The organism is Serratia sp. LTN-2, from assembly GCF_059740205.1.
The window spans coordinates 313,239-329,788 of the sequence record NZ_JCAXDO010000003.1; the positions used below are offsets into that span (position 1 = coordinate 313,239).

The 16,550-nt window shown below is 60.9% G+C and carries 13 protein-coding genes; 6 read left to right on the forward strand and 7 right to left on the reverse strand.

Features of this window, described 5'->3' with window-relative positions; translation table 11 throughout:
• Positions 1 to 10 precede the first annotated feature (10 nt).
• Positions 11 to 1,378: an APC family permease gene (locus tag AC6BYQ_RS08665; protein WP_019453602.1), complete on the reverse strand. Its 1,368-nt coding sequence runs from the start codon at positions 1,376 to 1,378 to the stop codon at positions 11 to 13.
• Positions 1,379 to 1,913: 535 nt separating this feature from the next.
• Positions 1,914 to 3,332 carry a glutamine synthetase family protein gene (locus AC6BYQ_RS08670; protein ID WP_498056720.1) on the reverse strand — a complete coding sequence of 473 codons (1,419 nt, stop codon included), beginning with the start codon at positions 3,330 to 3,332 and terminating at the stop codon, positions 1,914 to 1,916.
• A 395-nt stretch (positions 3,333 to 3,727) separates the two neighbouring features.
• On the opposite strand from AC6BYQ_RS08670, the gene puuR reads away from it, so the two are divergent.
• From puuR to AC6BYQ_RS08695, 5 genes are all read left to right on the forward strand, one after another.
• Positions 3,728 to 4,285 carry an HTH-type transcriptional regulator PuuR gene (gene puuR / locus AC6BYQ_RS08675; protein WP_055317221.1) on the forward strand — a complete coding sequence of 186 codons (558 nt, stop codon included), beginning with the start codon at positions 3,728 to 3,730 and terminating at the stop codon, positions 4,283 to 4,285.
• Positions 4,286 to 4,442: 157 nt separating this feature from the next.
• Entirely contained in the window at positions 4,443 to 5,954 is a 1,512-nt protein-coding gene (locus tag AC6BYQ_RS08680) for a sugar ABC transporter ATP-binding protein (protein WP_498056721.1), read from the forward strand.
• Positions 5,951 to 6,946 (forward strand): ABC transporter permease, encoded by a 996-nt coding sequence (locus AC6BYQ_RS08685; protein ID WP_033639854.1) that lies wholly within the window; start codon positions 5,951 to 5,953, stop codon positions 6,944 to 6,946. Before AC6BYQ_RS08680 ends, AC6BYQ_RS08685 begins: the two co-directional genes overlap by 4 nt.
• A 244-nt stretch (positions 6,947 to 7,190) precedes the next feature.
• Positions 7,191 to 9,179, forward strand: a complete 1,989-nt coding sequence (locus tag AC6BYQ_RS08690) for a ligand-gated channel protein (RefSeq protein WP_498056722.1) — start codon at positions 7,191 to 7,193, stop codon at positions 9,177 to 9,179.
• Between the two features lie 55 nt (positions 9,180 to 9,234).
• Complete coding sequence (locus AC6BYQ_RS08695) at positions 9,235 to 10,182, forward strand: siderophore ABC transporter substrate-binding protein (protein WP_498056723.1); 948 nt, start codon at positions 9,235 to 9,237, stop codon at positions 10,180 to 10,182.
• Between the two features lie 33 nt (positions 10,183 to 10,215).
• Here the strand turns inward: AC6BYQ_RS08695 and AC6BYQ_RS08700 are convergent, their stop codons facing one another.
• Both AC6BYQ_RS08700 and AC6BYQ_RS08705 read right to left on the reverse strand, forming a co-directional pair.
• Positions 10,216 to 11,004 carry an ABC transporter ATP-binding protein gene (locus tag AC6BYQ_RS08700; RefSeq protein WP_019453610.1) on the reverse strand — a complete coding sequence of 263 codons (789 nt, stop codon included), beginning with the start codon at positions 11,002 to 11,004 and terminating at the stop codon, positions 10,216 to 10,218.
• Positions 11,001 to 12,083 carry a FecCD family ABC transporter permease gene (locus tag AC6BYQ_RS08705; RefSeq protein WP_025160187.1) on the reverse strand — a complete coding sequence of 361 codons (1,083 nt, stop codon included), beginning with the start codon at positions 12,081 to 12,083 and terminating at the stop codon, positions 11,001 to 11,003. The genes AC6BYQ_RS08700 and AC6BYQ_RS08705 overlap by 4 nt, the downstream gene beginning before the upstream one ends.
• Before the next feature lie 362 nt (positions 12,084 to 12,445).
• Here AC6BYQ_RS08705 and AC6BYQ_RS08710 point away from each other — a divergent pair, with 362 nt between their 5' ends.
• Positions 12,446 to 13,546 (forward strand): GGDEF domain-containing protein, encoded by a 1,101-nt coding sequence (locus AC6BYQ_RS08710; RefSeq protein ID WP_063919733.1) that lies wholly within the window; start codon positions 12,446 to 12,448, stop codon positions 13,544 to 13,546.
• A gap of 45 nt (positions 13,547 to 13,591) precedes the next feature.
• On the opposite strand, the gene AC6BYQ_RS08715 is transcribed toward AC6BYQ_RS08710, so the two are convergent.
• From AC6BYQ_RS08715 to AC6BYQ_RS08725, 3 genes are all read right to left on the reverse strand, one after another.
• Positions 13,592 to 15,070 (reverse strand): amino acid permease, encoded by a 1,479-nt coding sequence (locus AC6BYQ_RS08715; RefSeq protein ID WP_498056724.1) that lies wholly within the window; start codon positions 15,068 to 15,070, stop codon positions 13,592 to 13,594.
• A gap of 221 nt (positions 15,071 to 15,291) precedes the next feature.
• A complete protein-coding gene (gene yieE, locus AC6BYQ_RS08720) occupies positions 15,292 to 16,158 on the reverse strand; it encodes a DNA-binding transcriptional regulator YeiE (RefSeq protein ID WP_063919734.1) in 867 nt (288 codons plus the stop codon).
• 104 nt (positions 16,159 to 16,262) lie between these two features.
• Entirely contained in the window at positions 16,263 to 16,460 is a 198-nt protein-coding gene (locus tag AC6BYQ_RS08725) for a hypothetical protein (RefSeq protein WP_019453615.1), read from the reverse strand.
• Between the last annotated feature and the right edge of the window lie 90 nt (positions 16,461 to 16,550).

Here is a 16,550-nt window from a genome sequence, read left to right on the forward strand (position 1 = left end):
CGGCTCGCGCTTAGGCGGCGTCTTCGCTCGCTTGCGGCACCGGCAGGCGGAAGCTGCGGGTAACGACGGCCAGGTAGATCAGACCGATGGTCGCCCAAACCAGGCCCAGCGTCATCGAGCTGGCTTCCAGGTTGATCCACAGCGCGCCGACGGTCAGTGCGCCCATCACCGGCAGGATCAGGTAGTTGAACGTGTCCTTCACGGTGCGGTTCATCTTGTCGCGAATATAGAACTGCGAGATCACCGACAGGTTGACGAAGGTGAAGGCCACCAGCGCACCGAAGTTGATCAGCGCGGTCGCGGTCACCAGGTCAAACGACACCGCGGACAGCGCGATGGCGCCAACCAGCAGCACGTTCAGCGCCGGGGTACGCCACTTCGGATGCACATAGCCGAAGAAGCGGGTCGGGAACACGCCGTCGCGGCCCATCACGTACATCAGACGCGAAACGCCCGCGTGCGCCGCCATGCCTGACGCCAATACCGTCACGCAGGAGAACACCAGGATCACCGACTGGAAGAACTTGCCCGCCACGTACAGCATGATTTCAGGCTGCGACGCGTCAGGATCCTTGAAGCGCGAGATGTCCGGGAAGTACAGCTGCACGAAGTAAGACACCACGATAAAGATGATGCCACCGATCAGCGCCGTCAGGAAGATGGCTTTCGGGATCACTTTTTCCGCGTCTTTGGTCTCTTCGGACAGCGAGCTGATGCCGTCGAAGCCCAGGAACGAGAAGCACAGGATGGTCGCGCCGGTAATCATCGGCACCACGTGTGCGTTATCGGACCAGAACGGACGGCTGCTGACCAGCGTACCGGCGCCTTCGCCGTGGTAGATGCCGTTGATCACCAGGCCGAGGAACACGATCATGATCGCCACCTGCACCACCACGATGATGGAGTTCAGGTTGGCCACCAGCTTGATGCCGCGCAGGTTGAAAATCGTCATCAACCCGACCAGCACCGCCACGAAGATCCAGGACGGAACGCCCGGGAAGATCGCTTCCAGGTAAATCTTGGCCAGCAAAATGTTGATCATCGGCATGAACAGGTAGTCCAGCAGCGATGACCAGCCCACCATAAAGCCGACGTGCGGGCTGATGGCTTTCTGGGCGTAGGTGTAGGCAGAACCGGCGGAAGGGAATTTCTTCACCAGTTTGCCGTAGCTCAGGGCGGTAAACAGGATCGCCAGCAGAGCGAAGGCGTACGCGGTCGCGACGTGACCATCGGTCAGGCCGGATACGATGCCGAAGGTATCGAAAATGGTCATTGGCTGCAGATAAGCCAGGCCCATCATCACTACCGGAACTAAAGTCAGGGTTTTACGCAGCTGAGTGCGCTGAGCCGGAGCGGCGTTGATGGTGTTATCGGACATTGGTCAGCCCCCCCTTACCTTGAGCCTTGCGGATGGCGGACACGCCAAGACTTAAGGTTGCGGGGAAACTTCGCAACGAGCGACTTAATTCTAAAAGAAGGGGATTGTAAGCTGGATAACGGGTCGAGGTAACCTCGGCTGCTCCATAGTCGCTGCGGCCACAGCGGAAACCGGCGGGCACCGGTGCTAAAGTGAAAAATTGCCCCATCTTTCTAATCCTCATGAGTCACGACCATAAAGTTTTGTTTGATCGTGCACGAAACTATTTATCTATCCGGATCGGTGTCCGGCCTCGCTTGGTGTATGAAACGCTACGTTGGTAAAACTTAATGCAAAAAAAATAACCGACGCTTTCAAAACGTCGGCTATCTGCATTTGAGATATTTTGCACCAGAATGCCTCCGGATGACAAGATCCGGAAACCCTCAAATACAAATTCTTTTTGTCGATCGAACGGAAAACCAGCCCGGCTGGCGAATTAATCCGCTACCGGCAGGCTGGTCGCCCGCACATACCTCTTACTTTATACGCCTATTCAGGCATTTTTCAACATCCAGTCGATCTCGGTCTCCGTCACTCGCCGTTCAAACTGCAGCAGCTCGTCGGTCTTGCACGCGTGGTAGACGTGGGTGAAGCGCTCGCCGAGATAGTGCGTCAGCGCGCGCTGGTGTTCAAACTCGTACAGCGCGTCGCTCTGGCGTATCGGCAGCGGCAGCCCCTCTTGCTCCAGCCCGTTGCCGGTTACCGGTGCAGGCAACGGTAACGCGGTGTCCAGCCCATACAGCATGCCGGCCAGGATCGCCGCCATTACCAGATACGGATTGGCGTCGGCGCCCGCCACGCGATACTCCACCCGGCGGTTCTCCGCCTCACCGCAGGGAATGCGCAGCGCCACGGTACGGTTGTTGTGGCCCCAGGAAGCCTGGATAGGCACATACATCCCCGGCTGGAAGCGCCGGTAGGCGTTGACGTTCGGCGCCAGCAGCGCCATCGACGCCGGCATCAGGGCGATCATCCCGGCCAGCGTCTGCTCCAACAGCGGCGAATCCTCGCCTTCGGCGTCGGCGAACAGGTTATTGCCGGCGCCGTCCTGCATGCTGACATGCACATGCATGCCGCTGCCGGCGTAATCCTCATAGGGTTTGGCCATAAAGGTGGCGTGCATGCCGTGATTCTCGGCCACCAGCCGCACCAGCCGTTTCAGCGCCAGCGCATGGTCGCAGGCCAGCAAGATATCGTCGGTATGGCGCAGGTTGACCTCAAACTGCCCCGGTGAGGCCTCCGCCACCGCGCCGTCCGCCGGCAGCCCCTGCAGCTTCGCCAGCGCGTCGATATCGTTCAGCACCTCGGCGAAATGGTTGAGGTTATCGACGGAATACACCTGGCTTTGGGTGTTGCGCTCCTGGGTGCCGGGCGCGCACGGCGGCTGCAGATCGCCTTCCGCGTCCCGCTGCCGATCGATGAGATAAAACTCCAGCTCTACCGCTGCCACCGGGAACAAGCCGCGCTGTCGCAGCGCCTGCCACACGCGATTCAGCACATTGCGGGGTTCAACGTCAAAGGGAGTGCCATCTTCGTCCAGCATGGTCAGCAGCACCTGGCCGATATGTTCCGGATCGGCGGCCGAGGGGGTCAGCGAGCCCGGCACCGGCAGGCACACGCGGTCCGGTTCGCCGAGCTCCTGCCCAAGACCGGTCTCCTCCACCACGTTGCCGAGGATGTCCATAGCGAACACCGACGCGGGGAAGTAGCTGCCTTTTTCCAGTTTTTTCAACCCTGAGACGGGTATGCGTTTGCCGCGGAAGGAACCATTAAGATCGGTGAGAAGGATATCGACATACTGCGTGGCGGGATGGCGTTCCAAATAATGAGCGACCTCATTTTGGAACGCGCTACTTCGCCTCTCTTCATGATGCTGTGCAAAATGTTCAACTGCTGCGCTATTGGTTTGCATACGTCACCCGCCATTATGCTCTGAAGGCGCGCTGGCGCCCGTCCGCCGTTCGATTCAACACATGATAGGATTTCTCGCCAGGCCGCGCCGCTGCTGGGCGCTCAAAATAACATCCACAATATGAAACATAGCCTTAACAGAATTGGTTTGCAAATGTTACAATCCTGTTTGATTATTCGCCGCCGGCTGCTAAATTGATAAAATATTGACCGAAAAGGCCTTGCCGCCATTTTCACGTCAACTATTTTGTCCGCCGCGCTGAAGGTGAGCATGGGCAATATATTTTCCAAACTCGCCCTAACTACCGATATCATGCAGCATCGTTATCGCCCAGACAGGCGCCCGATACCGATATTCATTTCTGCCTGTCGCCCCTACCAGAAGGAAGTACCGCTATGAGCGAAGCCAGCTTGGCACCGGGCAAGCGCCTGTCGCAGATCCGTCAGCAATTGGGTTTGTCGCAGCGCCGGGTCGCCGAACTGTCCGGGTTAACCCACAGTGCGATCAGCACCATCGAACAGGACAAGGTCAGCCCGGCCATCAGCACGCTGCAAAAGCTGCTGAAGGTCTATGGTCTGTCGCTGTCGGAATTCTTTGCCGAACCGGAAGCCGCCGACGAGCCGCGCGTGGTGATCGACGCCGAGGATCTGATTGAGATCGGCAGCCAGGGGGTGTCGATGAAACTGGTGCATAACGGCAGCCCGACGCGCAACCTGGCGATGATGCTGGAAACCTACCAGCCCGGCACCACCACCGGCGAAAAGATCAAGCATCAGGGGGAAGAGATCGGCACCCTGCTGGAAGGCGAAATCGTGCTGACCATCAACGGCCAGAGCTACTGCCTGAGCGCTGGCCAGAGTTACGCCATCAACACCGGCATCCCGCACAGCTTCAGCAATACGTCGGCGCGTATCTGCCGCATCGTCAGCGCACACACCCCCACCACCTTCTGACCGCTTCTCGCACCGGCGCAGCCTGACGCGGGTTGCGCCCCTGCCCGCCAACGCTTTTTTCATCTCCGCTATGCCATTTTGTTGGTTGCCAACGGCGCAATCTGTGTTACAACAGAGCAAAACAGCCATCTAAACATCTAAACGGCCTTAATACCCTATGTCAACCGCAACGCCTTCACGCCTCGAGATGCGCAATATCTCGATCGCCTTCGCCGGCTTCAACGCGCTGCAAGACGTGGACTTCACGCTGCAGGGCAGCTCAATCCATGCGCTGGTCGGCGCCAACGGCGCAGGCAAGTCGACGCTGATGGCAATCCTCTCCGGCGCCCACGATCATTATCGCGGCGAAATCCTGATCGACGGCCAGGCGGTGGCGATCCACTCCCCGTTGCAGGCGCGCCGCCACGGCATTCACGTGGTGCAGCAAGAGGTCGACGTCGCGCTGATCCCCACGCTGTCGGTGGCGGAGAACATCATGCTGGACTGGCTGAACGAGCCGGGGCATTGGCTGAACTGGGCGGAGCTGCACCGCCGAGCCGCCCAGCTGTTGCAGCAATGGGCGCTGCCGCTCAACCCGCGCAAACGCCTGGCAGACTGTACGCTGGCGGAAAAACAGCAGGTGCTGCTGGCGCGCGCGCTGTCGCACCGCTGCCGTTTTCTGGTGCTCGACGAGCCGACCGCGCCGCTCGATCGCGCCGAGAGCGAGCGCCTGTTTAACGTGGTGCGCCGCCTGCAATCCGAAGGCATCGGCATCGTATTTATTTCCCACCGCATCCACGAACTGAGCGACATTTGCGATCGGCTGACGGTGCTGCGCGACGGCCGCCGCGTCAGCGAAGACGCCATGCGCGGGCTGAGCGGCGAACAGATCGTCGAAAAGATGCTCGGTCATCGGCTGGACGACATTTTCCCGCCGCCGCGCCCGCCGCACCCTGAGCGAACGCTGCTGCAGGTGCAAGGCTTACGCGATCGCCACAAGCTGCGCGACGTTTCGCTGCGGCTGCATGAAGGCGAGATCCTCGGCATCGCCGGGCTGGCCGGGGCGGGCAAAACCGAGCTGTGCAAAGCGCTGTTCGGCGCCAGCGCGGTGCAGCTCGAGCGCGGCGAACTGCGCGGGCAACCCTGGGCGCCGCGCGCGCCGCATCTGTCGGTCGAACAGGGATTGGCGCTGGTGCCGGAAGAGCGCCGCAAAGAAGGCATTTTTATCGATGAGGCGATCCCGATGAACCTGAGCGTCAGCGCCGACGACAGCTTCTCGCGCTGGAGCCTGTTCAGCCGGCGACAGGAACTGCGCTGGGCGCGCGAGATCATGCAGCGCCTGAACATTCGCGCCTCCGGCCCGCAACAGCGGCTGGCGCGCCTGTCCGGCGGCAATCAACAAAAAGTGGCGATCGGCAAATGGCTACGCGGCGACGCCGAGGTGCTGATCTTCGATGAGCCGACCAAGGGCGTAGACATCAAGGCCAAGCGGGAACTGTTCAGCCTGATCGACGGCCTGGCGCGCGCCGGCAAAGGCGTGATTTACGCCTCCGGCGAGTTTGCCGAACTGGTTGGCCTGTGCGATCGCATCTGCGTGCTGTGGGACGGCCGCATCGTGGCGGAGCTGCACGCCGCCGACATCGACGAAGAAACCTTATTGCTCTATTCCACCGGAGGAACCCCTGCGTGAGTAAAGAATTTGCCCTGCGGCCAGCGCTGCCCTGGCGTCAACAGCTGTTCGATTTCCTCTACAAATGGGGCATGCTGCTGACCGTCGCGGCGCTGATCGCCCTGTTTGGCCTGGCGTCGGACAACTTTCTCGACGCCAACAACATCATCAATATCCTGCGTTCGATCGCCATCGTGACGGTGATCGCCATCGGCGTCTCTATCTCGCTGTCGGTCGGCGGTTTCGATCTGTCGGTCGGTTCGACCGCCTCGTTGGCCAACGCGCTGGTGATTTCGCTGTTCGTCTGGCACGGGTTCGGCACCACCGGCGCCATTGTGGTGACGCTGTTGCTGTGCACGCTGGTCGGCCTGTTCAACGCCCTGCTGATCGTGGTGTTCAGAATTCCCGATATGCTGGCGACGCTGGCCAGCCTGTTCGTGATCCAGGGCGTGGCGATGACCTACAGCTACGGCGGCTCCATCACCCAAAACATGGTGCTGCCGAACGGCGACATGGCGGAAGGCCTGATCCCGGAGATGTTTTCCGCCCTCGGTCAGGTGCCGGTGATCGTGTTGATCATGCTGGCGGTCACCGTGGCGGTGCAACTGTTCCTGTCGCTGACCAAGCACGGCCGCCGCATGTACGCCATCGGCGGCAATCCCGAGGCCGCGCGCCTGTCGGGCATTCGCACCGTACGTTACAGGGTGGCCGCTTACGTCATTTCTTCTTGGCTGGCGGCGCTTGGCGGCATCCTGTTGGCGTCACGTATTGGTTCTTCGCAGGTCAACGCCGGCGGCGGCTATCTGATGGATGCGGTGGCGGCGGCCTACATCGGCTTCTCGCTGGCCGGCTCCGGCAAACCCAATGCGCTCGGCACCCTGATCGGCGCGGTGATCCTCGGCGTGCTGCAAAACGGCCTGGTGATGCTCTCGGTGCCCTACTACGCCATGGACATTATCAAAGGCCTGGTGTTGGCGCTGGCGCTGGCCATCACCTATATCCAGAAACGCTGATCCTCTCCGGCGCACGTCCGCTGCGCCGCTTTTCCCTTTAATTCATCCGGTTACTCTTTCCCGTCAGAATAACAAGCATACAAATGATATGAATTATCATTAGCGTTTACATTCAGTAAAAAATCCTTACAATGGCCTCACGCAACGCTGACGAAGCGACGGATTTCTCAGCGAACGATGAATTATTTCATTAGAAATTCAATTGGTTAATTACTTTCACTTCAATCCAGGAAAGGTTTACCTCATGGAAACGCCACGTTACAGCAAGCTCGCCGCTCTGGTGATCGCCTCACTCAGCGCCACCGCCGCACTGGCCGCGCCGCAGGACGATACCCAAGACACCATGGTCGTCACCGCCTCCGGCTTCCAGCAAAAAATTCAGGACTCCGCCGCCTCCATCTCGGTGATCCCGCGCCAGCAGATCGAAGATAAGGCCTATCGCGACGTGACCGACGCGCTGAAAGACGTGCCGGGCGTAGTGGTCACCGGCGGCGCCAGCAGCAGCGACATCAGCATTCGCGGCATGTCCTCCAAGTACACGCTGATCCTGGTGGACGGCAAGCGCGTCGACACCCGCGGTACCCGGCCGAACAGCGACAACGCCGGTATCGAACAGGGCTGGCTGCCGCCGATGGAAACCATCGAGCGCATCGAAGTGGTGCGCGGGCCAATGTCTTCGCTGTACGGCTCCGACGCCATGGGCGGCGTGATCAACGTCATCACCCGCAAGACCTCCCGCACCGAGTGGAAAGGCTCGCTGCACGGCGACGCTACCCTTCAGGAAAACCGCGATTCCGGCGATCTGTTCCAGACCAACGCCTACGCCTCCGGCCCGCTGATTGAAGGCCTGCTGGGCCTGCGGGTCAACGGCCTGCTGTCGCGCCGCGCGGAAGATAAAATCGTCAACGGTTACAACGAACAGCGCATGCGCAGCGGCACTGCGGTGTTCACCCTGACGCCGGACGAGAAAAACGAATTCGACTTCGAAGTCGGCCGCTCGCTGCAGGATCGCAACAGCACGCCGGGCAAATCGGTGGTGGCGGAACGCTGCAGCAAAGGCAAATGCACGCCAGCGTCGCGCAGCGAAAGCCTGTATACGCGCACCAACTACGCGCTGACCCACAACGGCTATTACGACTTCGGCAACTCCACCAGCTACGTTCAGCGGGAAGAGACCAACAACCCTGGCCGCAATATGAAGATGTACAACACCATCTTCAACACCCAGAACCAGTTCGAGCTGGGCTCCCATATGCTGAACCTCGGCGGACAGTATCGCTATGAAAAACTGAGCGACGGCGGCAACCAGCTTGAATCTGCAAAAGACGTTAACCAGTTAACGCGCTGGAGCTGGGCGCTGTTCGCCGAAGACGAGTGGGCATTGACCAACGACTTCAGTCTGACGACCGGCATCCGCATGGATCAGGACGAAAACTTCGGCAGCCACTGGACACCGCGCATGTACGGCGTCTGGCATCTGACCGAACAGTGGACGCTGAAAGGCGGCGTCTCCGCCGGTTACAAATCGCCGGACCTGCGCCAATCCTCCGCCAACTGGGGCCAGGTCACCGGCGGCGGCGTGCGTAAAGGCATCATCGTCGGCAATCCGGATCTGCAGCCGGAGAAAAGCCTGAGCGAAGAGATCGGCCTGATGTGGGATAGCCTGAAAGGCATCAACGCCGGGGTTACGGTCTTCAATACCGACTTCAAGAACAAGATCACCGAAGTGCGCCGCTGCGAAGACACGCCGGACTGTAAGATCGGCAACGATGTCTATGACTTTATCAGCGATCGCGTCAACGTCGACAAAGCCAATATGCGCGGCGTAGAAGCCACCTTCGGCTGGCAGATCAACAAAGACTGGAAGTGGAACACCAACTACACCTACACCTCTTCCGAGCAGAAGAGCGGCGAGTTCCAGGGCAAGGCGCTCAACCAGATGCCGAAGCACATGGTCAACACAGTGCTGGACTGGCGCGCCACGCAAGACCTCAGCCTGTGGTCACGCGTTAACTTCCGCAGCAAGACGTCGGAATACCTGAGCCGCACCTCGATGGCCAAGAGCACGCCGTCTTACACCTTCGTCGATGCAGGCCTGAGCTATCAGGCGGCGAAAAACCTGCAGCTGACCGGCGGGGTCTACAACATCCTCGACAAGACCGTGGATTACGACCACTACAACACCACGCTGGACGGCCGCCGTTACACCGTCGGCATGACCTACAACTTCTGATGCCCCCGGGCGCGCGCTGCGCGCCCTTTTCATTCCATCACCGTGAGGAAGCCCCATGAAATTACGCCGCTCCCCCCTGATGATCGCCCTGCTGGCCACGATGGCGCTGGCGGGTTGCCACAGCAAAACCGACGCGCCGGCGGCCCCGGCCACCGTCAATGTCCAGCACCTGAACGGCAGCACCGAGGTGAAAAAACACCCACAGCGCATCGTGGTGCTGGATTACGCCTCGCTGGAAACGCTGCAGCTGCTGGGCGTCGAGCCGCTGGCGCTGCCCGGCAACCGCAAGAACTTGCCGGATAACCTGAAGCGCTATCAGGACGACAAATACCTCAATGCCGGTACCCTGTTCGAGCCGGATATGGCCGTGCTGCGCGCCGCCAAACCGGATCTGATCCTGATCGCCGGCCGGGCGTCCAAGGCCTATGACGAGCTGAACGCGCTGGCGCCGACGTTGAACATGTCCGTCGATCCGCAGGATCAGTTGGGCAGCCTGAAACAGCGCACGCTGCAGCTGGGTGAGCTGTTCGATAAGCAGCAGCAGGCGCAGGCGGCGGTCGATAAGCTGGATGCGCAGATCGCCGCGGTCAAACCGCAGGCCGCCCAGGCCGGGCACGGACTGGTGGTGCTGTTCTCCGGCGGCAAGATCAGTGCTTACGCCCCCAAGAGCCGTTTCAGCTTCGTCTATGACGTCCTCGGCTTCTCGTCTGCGTTGCAGTCCGACGAGAAAGACGTGCGCGGCAACAAACTGACGCCTGAGCAGGTGGCCAAACTGAATCCGGACTGGCTGTTCGTTATCGACAGAGACGCCGCGACCGGGCGGCCGAACGCGGTGGCGCCGCAGAAGATCCTTACCGGCACCGCGCTGAAGAAAACCACGGCGGTGAAAAAAGGCCAGGTGGTTTACCTGCCGGCGGCCGAGGTCTATCTGTCCGGCGGCATCGTCACCGCCCAGCACGTTGTTGAACGCGTGAGCGAGGCGCTCAATCACACTGCACGATAAAGAAAGCCCGGCGATGCCGGGCTTTTTTCTGGATTAAATCGTCGGCTGATTTACCAAGCCGTCTATCAGCACCTGCGGCGTGCCCTGCGAGCAGCGTTCGATACGCCCGCGCACGCCGTAGACCCGCGCCAGGCTCTGCGGCGTAATCACCTGATCCGGCGCGCCGTCGGCGATCAGATCGCCATCCTGCAGCATCAGCACGTGGTCGCCGTGACGCAGTGCGATATTGATGTCATGCACCACCACCACCGTCACGATGTTGCGCTTGCGGGTTTCGCGGCGCACCAAATCCATCACGTGGAACTGATAGTTGAGATCGAGCGCGCTCAGCGGCTCATCCAGCAACAGCAGAGAAGGCTGGCGGATCAGCGACTGCGCCAACCCCACCAGCTGTTTCTGGCCGCCGGACAGCTGATCGAGATAGCTCAGCGCCAGGTGGGCGATGCCCAGCTGTTCCAGCAAAGCCATCACTTCCGCTTCGCTGCCGGCGTTGCTGCGGCCGCCCGAGGCGCGCTGCGCCACGATGATCGACTCCAGCACGTGCAGATGCACCCCGGCGGGCAGCGACTGCGGCAGGTACACCACCTTCTCCGCCCGACGGGCGAACGGCATCTGCATCAGATCGCCGTCGTCCAGCCACAGCTTGCCCTGCGCCGGGTTCAGCCCGGCCAGTGAACGCAGCAGCGTCGATTTGCCGCTGCCGTTCGGCCCCAGCAGCACGGTGATTTGCCCACGCGGCAGCATCGGCACCGAGAGATCGTCAATCACCTGGCGTTTCGGGTAGCCCGCCGAGAAGTTTTCTATCCGCAAGCCCTGGTTCATACGTTCCCCCGGTGGCGCAGAATAATGCTCAGGAAGAACGGCACCCCGACCAGCGACGTCACGATACCCACCGGAATGATCACCCCAGGCACCAGGTTTTTCGACGCCACCGAGGCCATCGACAGCACCAGAGCGCCGATCAGCGCGCTGGCTGGCAGATAGAAGCGGTGATCTTCGCCGAAGATCATGCGGGCGATATGCGGCGCCACCAGGCCGATAAAGCCGATAGGCCCGACAAAGGCCACCGCCAGCGCCGAGAGAATGCTGATGCGCAGCAGCGTGGTCAGCCGCAGACGACGCACGTCGATGCCGAAGCTCACCGCCCGGTCTTCACCCAGGCGCAGCGCCGTCAGTTTCCACGAGCTCATCATCGACAGCGGCAGCAGCACGGCGAACACGCCGAACAGAATGCCCAGCTTGTCCCATGAAGCGCGCGCCAGGCTACCCATGGTCCAGAACACCAGCCCCTGCAGCGTGTCCTCGCTGGCGATGAACTGCATCATCGAAACCAGCGCGTTGAAGGTAAACACCAGCGCGATGCCGAACAGCACCACGCCGGAGGTGGCGACCCGCGTCCAGCGCGTGATGCCGTCGAGCATCAACGCGGCGAACAGCGCAAAGATAAAGGCGTTGGCGGAGATGAACCACTGATCGGGAATCCCCGGAATGCCGATGCCGAGCACGATCGCCAGCGCGGCGCCAAAGGCCGCGGCGGAAGACACGCCGAGAGTAAAGGGACTGGCCAGCGGGTTATTCAGGATGGTCTGCATTTCCGCCCCGGCCAGGCCGAGCGCAAAGCCCACCACCACCGCCATCAGCGCATACGGCAAGCGGATATCCCAGACGATCACCCGCGTACCGGCGTCGGCCGCGGCGGGGTCAAGCAGCGTTTGCCATAAGGATGCCAGCGACAGGCCGGACGGCCCCATGGTGAAATCCAGCAGCAGCGAGCCCAGGATCGCCAGTGCCAACACGCCCATCATCAACAGGCGATGGCGAAGAATATGCTGATAACGCCCCATCACGCCGGCGTCGGGTTGCCCCTTGGCTTCAGTCATGGGATCGGTGGATACGCTCATTAGTTAAGATACCTGTTGCAACCATGATGACAGCGGCGCGAAAGCGGCCGCCGTGAACCGGAAATTGCGCGCAGACCGCCCGCGCGCAGCCGTTAACAATAAAACAAACGATAATACTTATCAATCATATCAATAGGTGAAAACGGCGTTGTCGAAATGTAATAATTTGTTTTTACTCGCCATTTTTCAACCCCTCGCGTTTCCTCCCTTCACCGCCATTAGGTTAATTATTCTGAAAATTATTCCTGATCCGACCAGACTCTGACAAAACACGAAAAAACCACATAGAATCCAGAACCACGGCACCGCGCGTGCAAAAAACTTCAGGCTGCCGCAAGAGCGGCCTTATTGACGAGGCAGTAATGAGAAGTCCATCTCCGGCGGTAACGCCCAAACGTCCTGCGCTGCTGAACTGGCTGTTATACAGCCCGCTGCACGCCGATGACGAGCCGTTTCAACGCCAGCTGCGGCTCACGTTGACGCCCTCTCCTCTCACCCCTTGGCTGAATGCCGCGGGGCCGGCCGCGCTGCTGGTGGGGTACGCCTGGCTGAGCCAGCGGCCGATCGGCATCGGCTTGCTGCTGCTGTTGCTGCTGTTGACCGCCGGGCGCGCCTGGCTGGCGCGCCGACGTCAGCCTGCCTGGCCGAACGCCATGCTGGTGACGGTGCTGCTGTGGGCGCTGCTGGTCGGCGCCAGCGCGGCCCTGGCGATGCTGTCGGGCCGCTTCGTGCTGATCCTGTTCGCCGGTCTGACGATCACCGCCCTGGCCTGCTGGCTGATGCAGCGTCACGCCGCCGCCCCGCGCTTCGCGCTGCTTGAAGTGATCGTACTGACGCTGCCCTATCTGCTGGCGGCCCCGCTGTCACGGGTGCAAAACCTGTTTATCCTGGCGGATCTCGCCCCGCTGTGGCTGGTGCTGGCCCATGGCATGATCGCTCGCTATCACCGCCAATTGGTGCAGCGCGTCACGCTGGCGTGGGAAAAGCAGCTGGCGTCACACCGCGATCGCCTGACCGGCTTCCTCAACCGCGCGGGGGGCGAAGCGGTGATGCGCAGCATCTGCCGCCCCGGTTCGACGCAGCCGATCTCCCACCTGTTCATTCTTGAATTCGGCCCGCTGGCAGCGCTCTACCAAAGCCACGGCGTCCAGATCGGCGACGACGTACTGCGCACCGTCGGCGAACGCCTCAAGACGCTGATCCGCCCCAGCGACTACGTCTGCCGCTATACCGGCGGTCTGTTTTTGATTCTGGTGCACGATCTGCCCTACGGGGCGGAAAGCGAGTTCCTGGCGCGCATTGTGCCGCCACTGGAGGCGCCCTACGATTTTGGCGCGTTCGGCGAGGTGAACATGCAGCTTAGCGCCGGCATTCTGGCGTTGACGCAGGATTACGCGACGGTGGACAGTTTGATGAGCTCGGCACAGCAGGCGCTGGCGGAAGCCAAAGGCGGGAAAAAGTAACATAAAACGCGGCGGGAGCCCCCGCCGCGTATCACTCACCGAAAATTACTTCACGTCCATCTTCGGGAATTCCATTTCGCTGTACTTCACCACACGGGTGCCGCGCGACAGCTTGTAGCCGAACCAGATCAGCAGGAACAGCGGGATGCCGATGTAGGTCGCGGTCACGCCGTACCAGTCGATCTTGTCTTGCAGGAAGGCCTGATAGTTCTGGCCCAGGGTGATGATCAGGCACAGCACGAAGGCGAAGATCGGCCCCAGCGGGAAGAACCCGGAACGGTACGGCAAGTCGTTCAGATCGCGCCCCTGCAGCATGTAACCGCGACGGAAGCGGTAGTGGCTGATGGCGATGCCCAACCAGGCGATGAAGCCGGTCATGCCCGAAGTATTCAGCAGCCACAGATAAACCGACTGGTTGCCAAACATCGACGTCAGGAAGCACAGGCCGGCCACCACGCAGGTCGCATACAGCGCGTTGCGCGGCACGCCGCCTTTCGACAGCTTGGCGAAGATGCGCGGCGCCTTGCCTTCCGAGGCCAGAGTGAACAGCATGCGGGTAGACGCGTACATACCCGAGTTACCGGCGGACAGCACCGCCGTCAGGATCACCGCGTTCATCACCGCCGCCGCCGACAGCAGGCCGGCATGCTGGAACACCAGGGTGAACGGGCTGACGCTGATGTCTTTCACGTCATTGCGCAGCAGGCTCGGATCGGTGTACGGAATGATCAGGCTGATGATCAGAATGGCGAAGATATAGAACAGCAGGATACGCCAGAACACCTGACGCACCGCGCGCGGGATGTTTTTGCCCGGGTTTTCCGACTCGCCGGCCGCGATGCCGATAAGTTCGGTGCCCTGGAACGAGAAGCCGACGATCATCGCCACGCCGATCATCGCCGAGAAGCCGCCGGCGAACGGCGCGTCTCCTATCGTCCAATTCAGCCAGCCGGCGTGTTCGCCGCCCTTCAGAATGCCGACGATCATCAGCACGCCGACGGCGATGAAGATAATCACGGTGCTGACCTTGATCAGCGCAAACCAGTATTCCGCCTCGCCGAACCCTTTCACCGAAATGTAGTTCAGCAGGAACATCAGGCCGAGGAACAGCGCGCTCCAGATCCAACCCGGCGTGTCCGGGAACCAGTAACTCATCACCAACTGCGAGGCCACCAGGTCAACCGCGATGGTCACCGCCCAGTTGTACCAGTAGTTCCAGCCCAGCGCGAAGCCGAAGCCTTCTTCCACGTATTTGGCGCCGTAGGTGGAGAATGAACCGGAGACCGGCATAAAGGCCGCCAGTTCGCCCAGGCTGGTCATCAGGAAATACACCATCAAACCGATCAGAGCGTAAGACAACAGTGCCCCGCCGGGGCCTGCCTGAGAAACCGTGGCGCCCGAGGCGACGAACAGACCGGTGCCGATGGAGCCGCCGATGGCGATCATGGTCAAATGCCGGGCTTTCAGCTCGCGGCGCAATCCGGGTGCTTGCTGCCCCGATGTTTTTATATCCTGCTGAGCCATTCGTTCCCTATCTATCTGCTCTTCGAAAAATGAGGGCGGATTGTAACAAATACCCGCCGGTGAACTAGCAACATTGCACTGATATAAGATAGCTTCATAATTCAGAGGCAATTATTAGCCGCGGCCCTTATGGCCTTACTTACTCTCATTAATGTGAGCGCGCGCAGATTTTTATGCTTTTTCAGGCCTGCGCGGCGATAGAAGGCGTGACGCGCTGCCGATTACAGCGCGCAATAGCTGAGAAAACGCTGCAACGCGTTGGAGATGTGCTTTTGCCGATGGCGAATCAGGTACAGGGTGCGACGCAGCGGCGGCAGCGGAAGCGGCAGTTCCACCAGCGCGCCGCTGGCCAGCTGTTCGGCCACCACCCGCCGCGACAGGCAGCTGATGCCGATACCGTGCCGTACCGCGTGCTTGATCGCCTCGGAATTGCCCAGCTCCATCACCAGCTGGAAATGCGGCAGATGCGCCAACAGCAGATGATCCAGCACCTCGCGAGTGCCCGAACCGCGCTCGCGCAGGATCCAGGGCGCATTGGCCAACGCCTCCAGCGTCGGCGGCTCACGGGTCAGCGGGTTATCCGGCGCGGCGAACACCACCAGCTCGTCCTCCAGCCACGGCTGCGTCACCAGCTCCGGCATATGGCAAGGCCCCTCGATCAATCCCAGATCGACGCGAAAATCCGCCACCGCCACGATCACGTCCTGGCTGTTGCCGACATTCAGCTCCAGCGGCGCGGCCGGAAAATCCCGGCGGTAACGGGCGATCATCTCCGGCAGCATGTAGTTGCCGATGGTGCTGCTGGCGGCGATGCGCAGCGCCCCGCCGTCATGGCGAAACAGCTGCTCGATCTCCCCCGCCTGTTCCAACAACGCCAGCGCCTTGGGATACAGCAACCGGCCATGTTCGTTGATCACCAGCCGTTTGCCGACGCGATCGAACAGCTGCACGCCCAGCTGCCCCTCCAGATCCGCCAGTGCCGCGCTGACCGCCGACTGCGACAGCGCCAGCACCACCGAGGCCTGAGTGGTCGAACCGCTTTTCAGCACTTCGGTGAAGACTTCCAGTTGACGCAACGTGATATGCATAGCTGTCCCGGTATTGAAAGAAGGTTCCGTCAGAGAACCAAAATATGATGTCGACATGATGTGGGCGACCCGATCAGGCCACCCGGTTTACGGCCCGATCGGCGTTACTTGCCCAAAGCGACCAGCTGCGCCGCGGCGGCCAGCACCGCCTCGCGCGGCGTGCCGGTTTCGTCCCGCTGTATTAATTGCAGCATCGCCACCAGGCGATCGCGATCGACCGCTTTGTTCTCTTCAATCAAACGCCGCACCGCGCGGCCCACTTCCAGGTCTATCTGCTCTCTGCGTTGATCGTCGATATCCATCGCCTGCTCCTGTTCAGTTGGAAAATTGACGGCGGCTCGCCGCGCCTCCCTCACCCTAGCCGCAATGCGGCTTTATGCCAATGTCTGAAC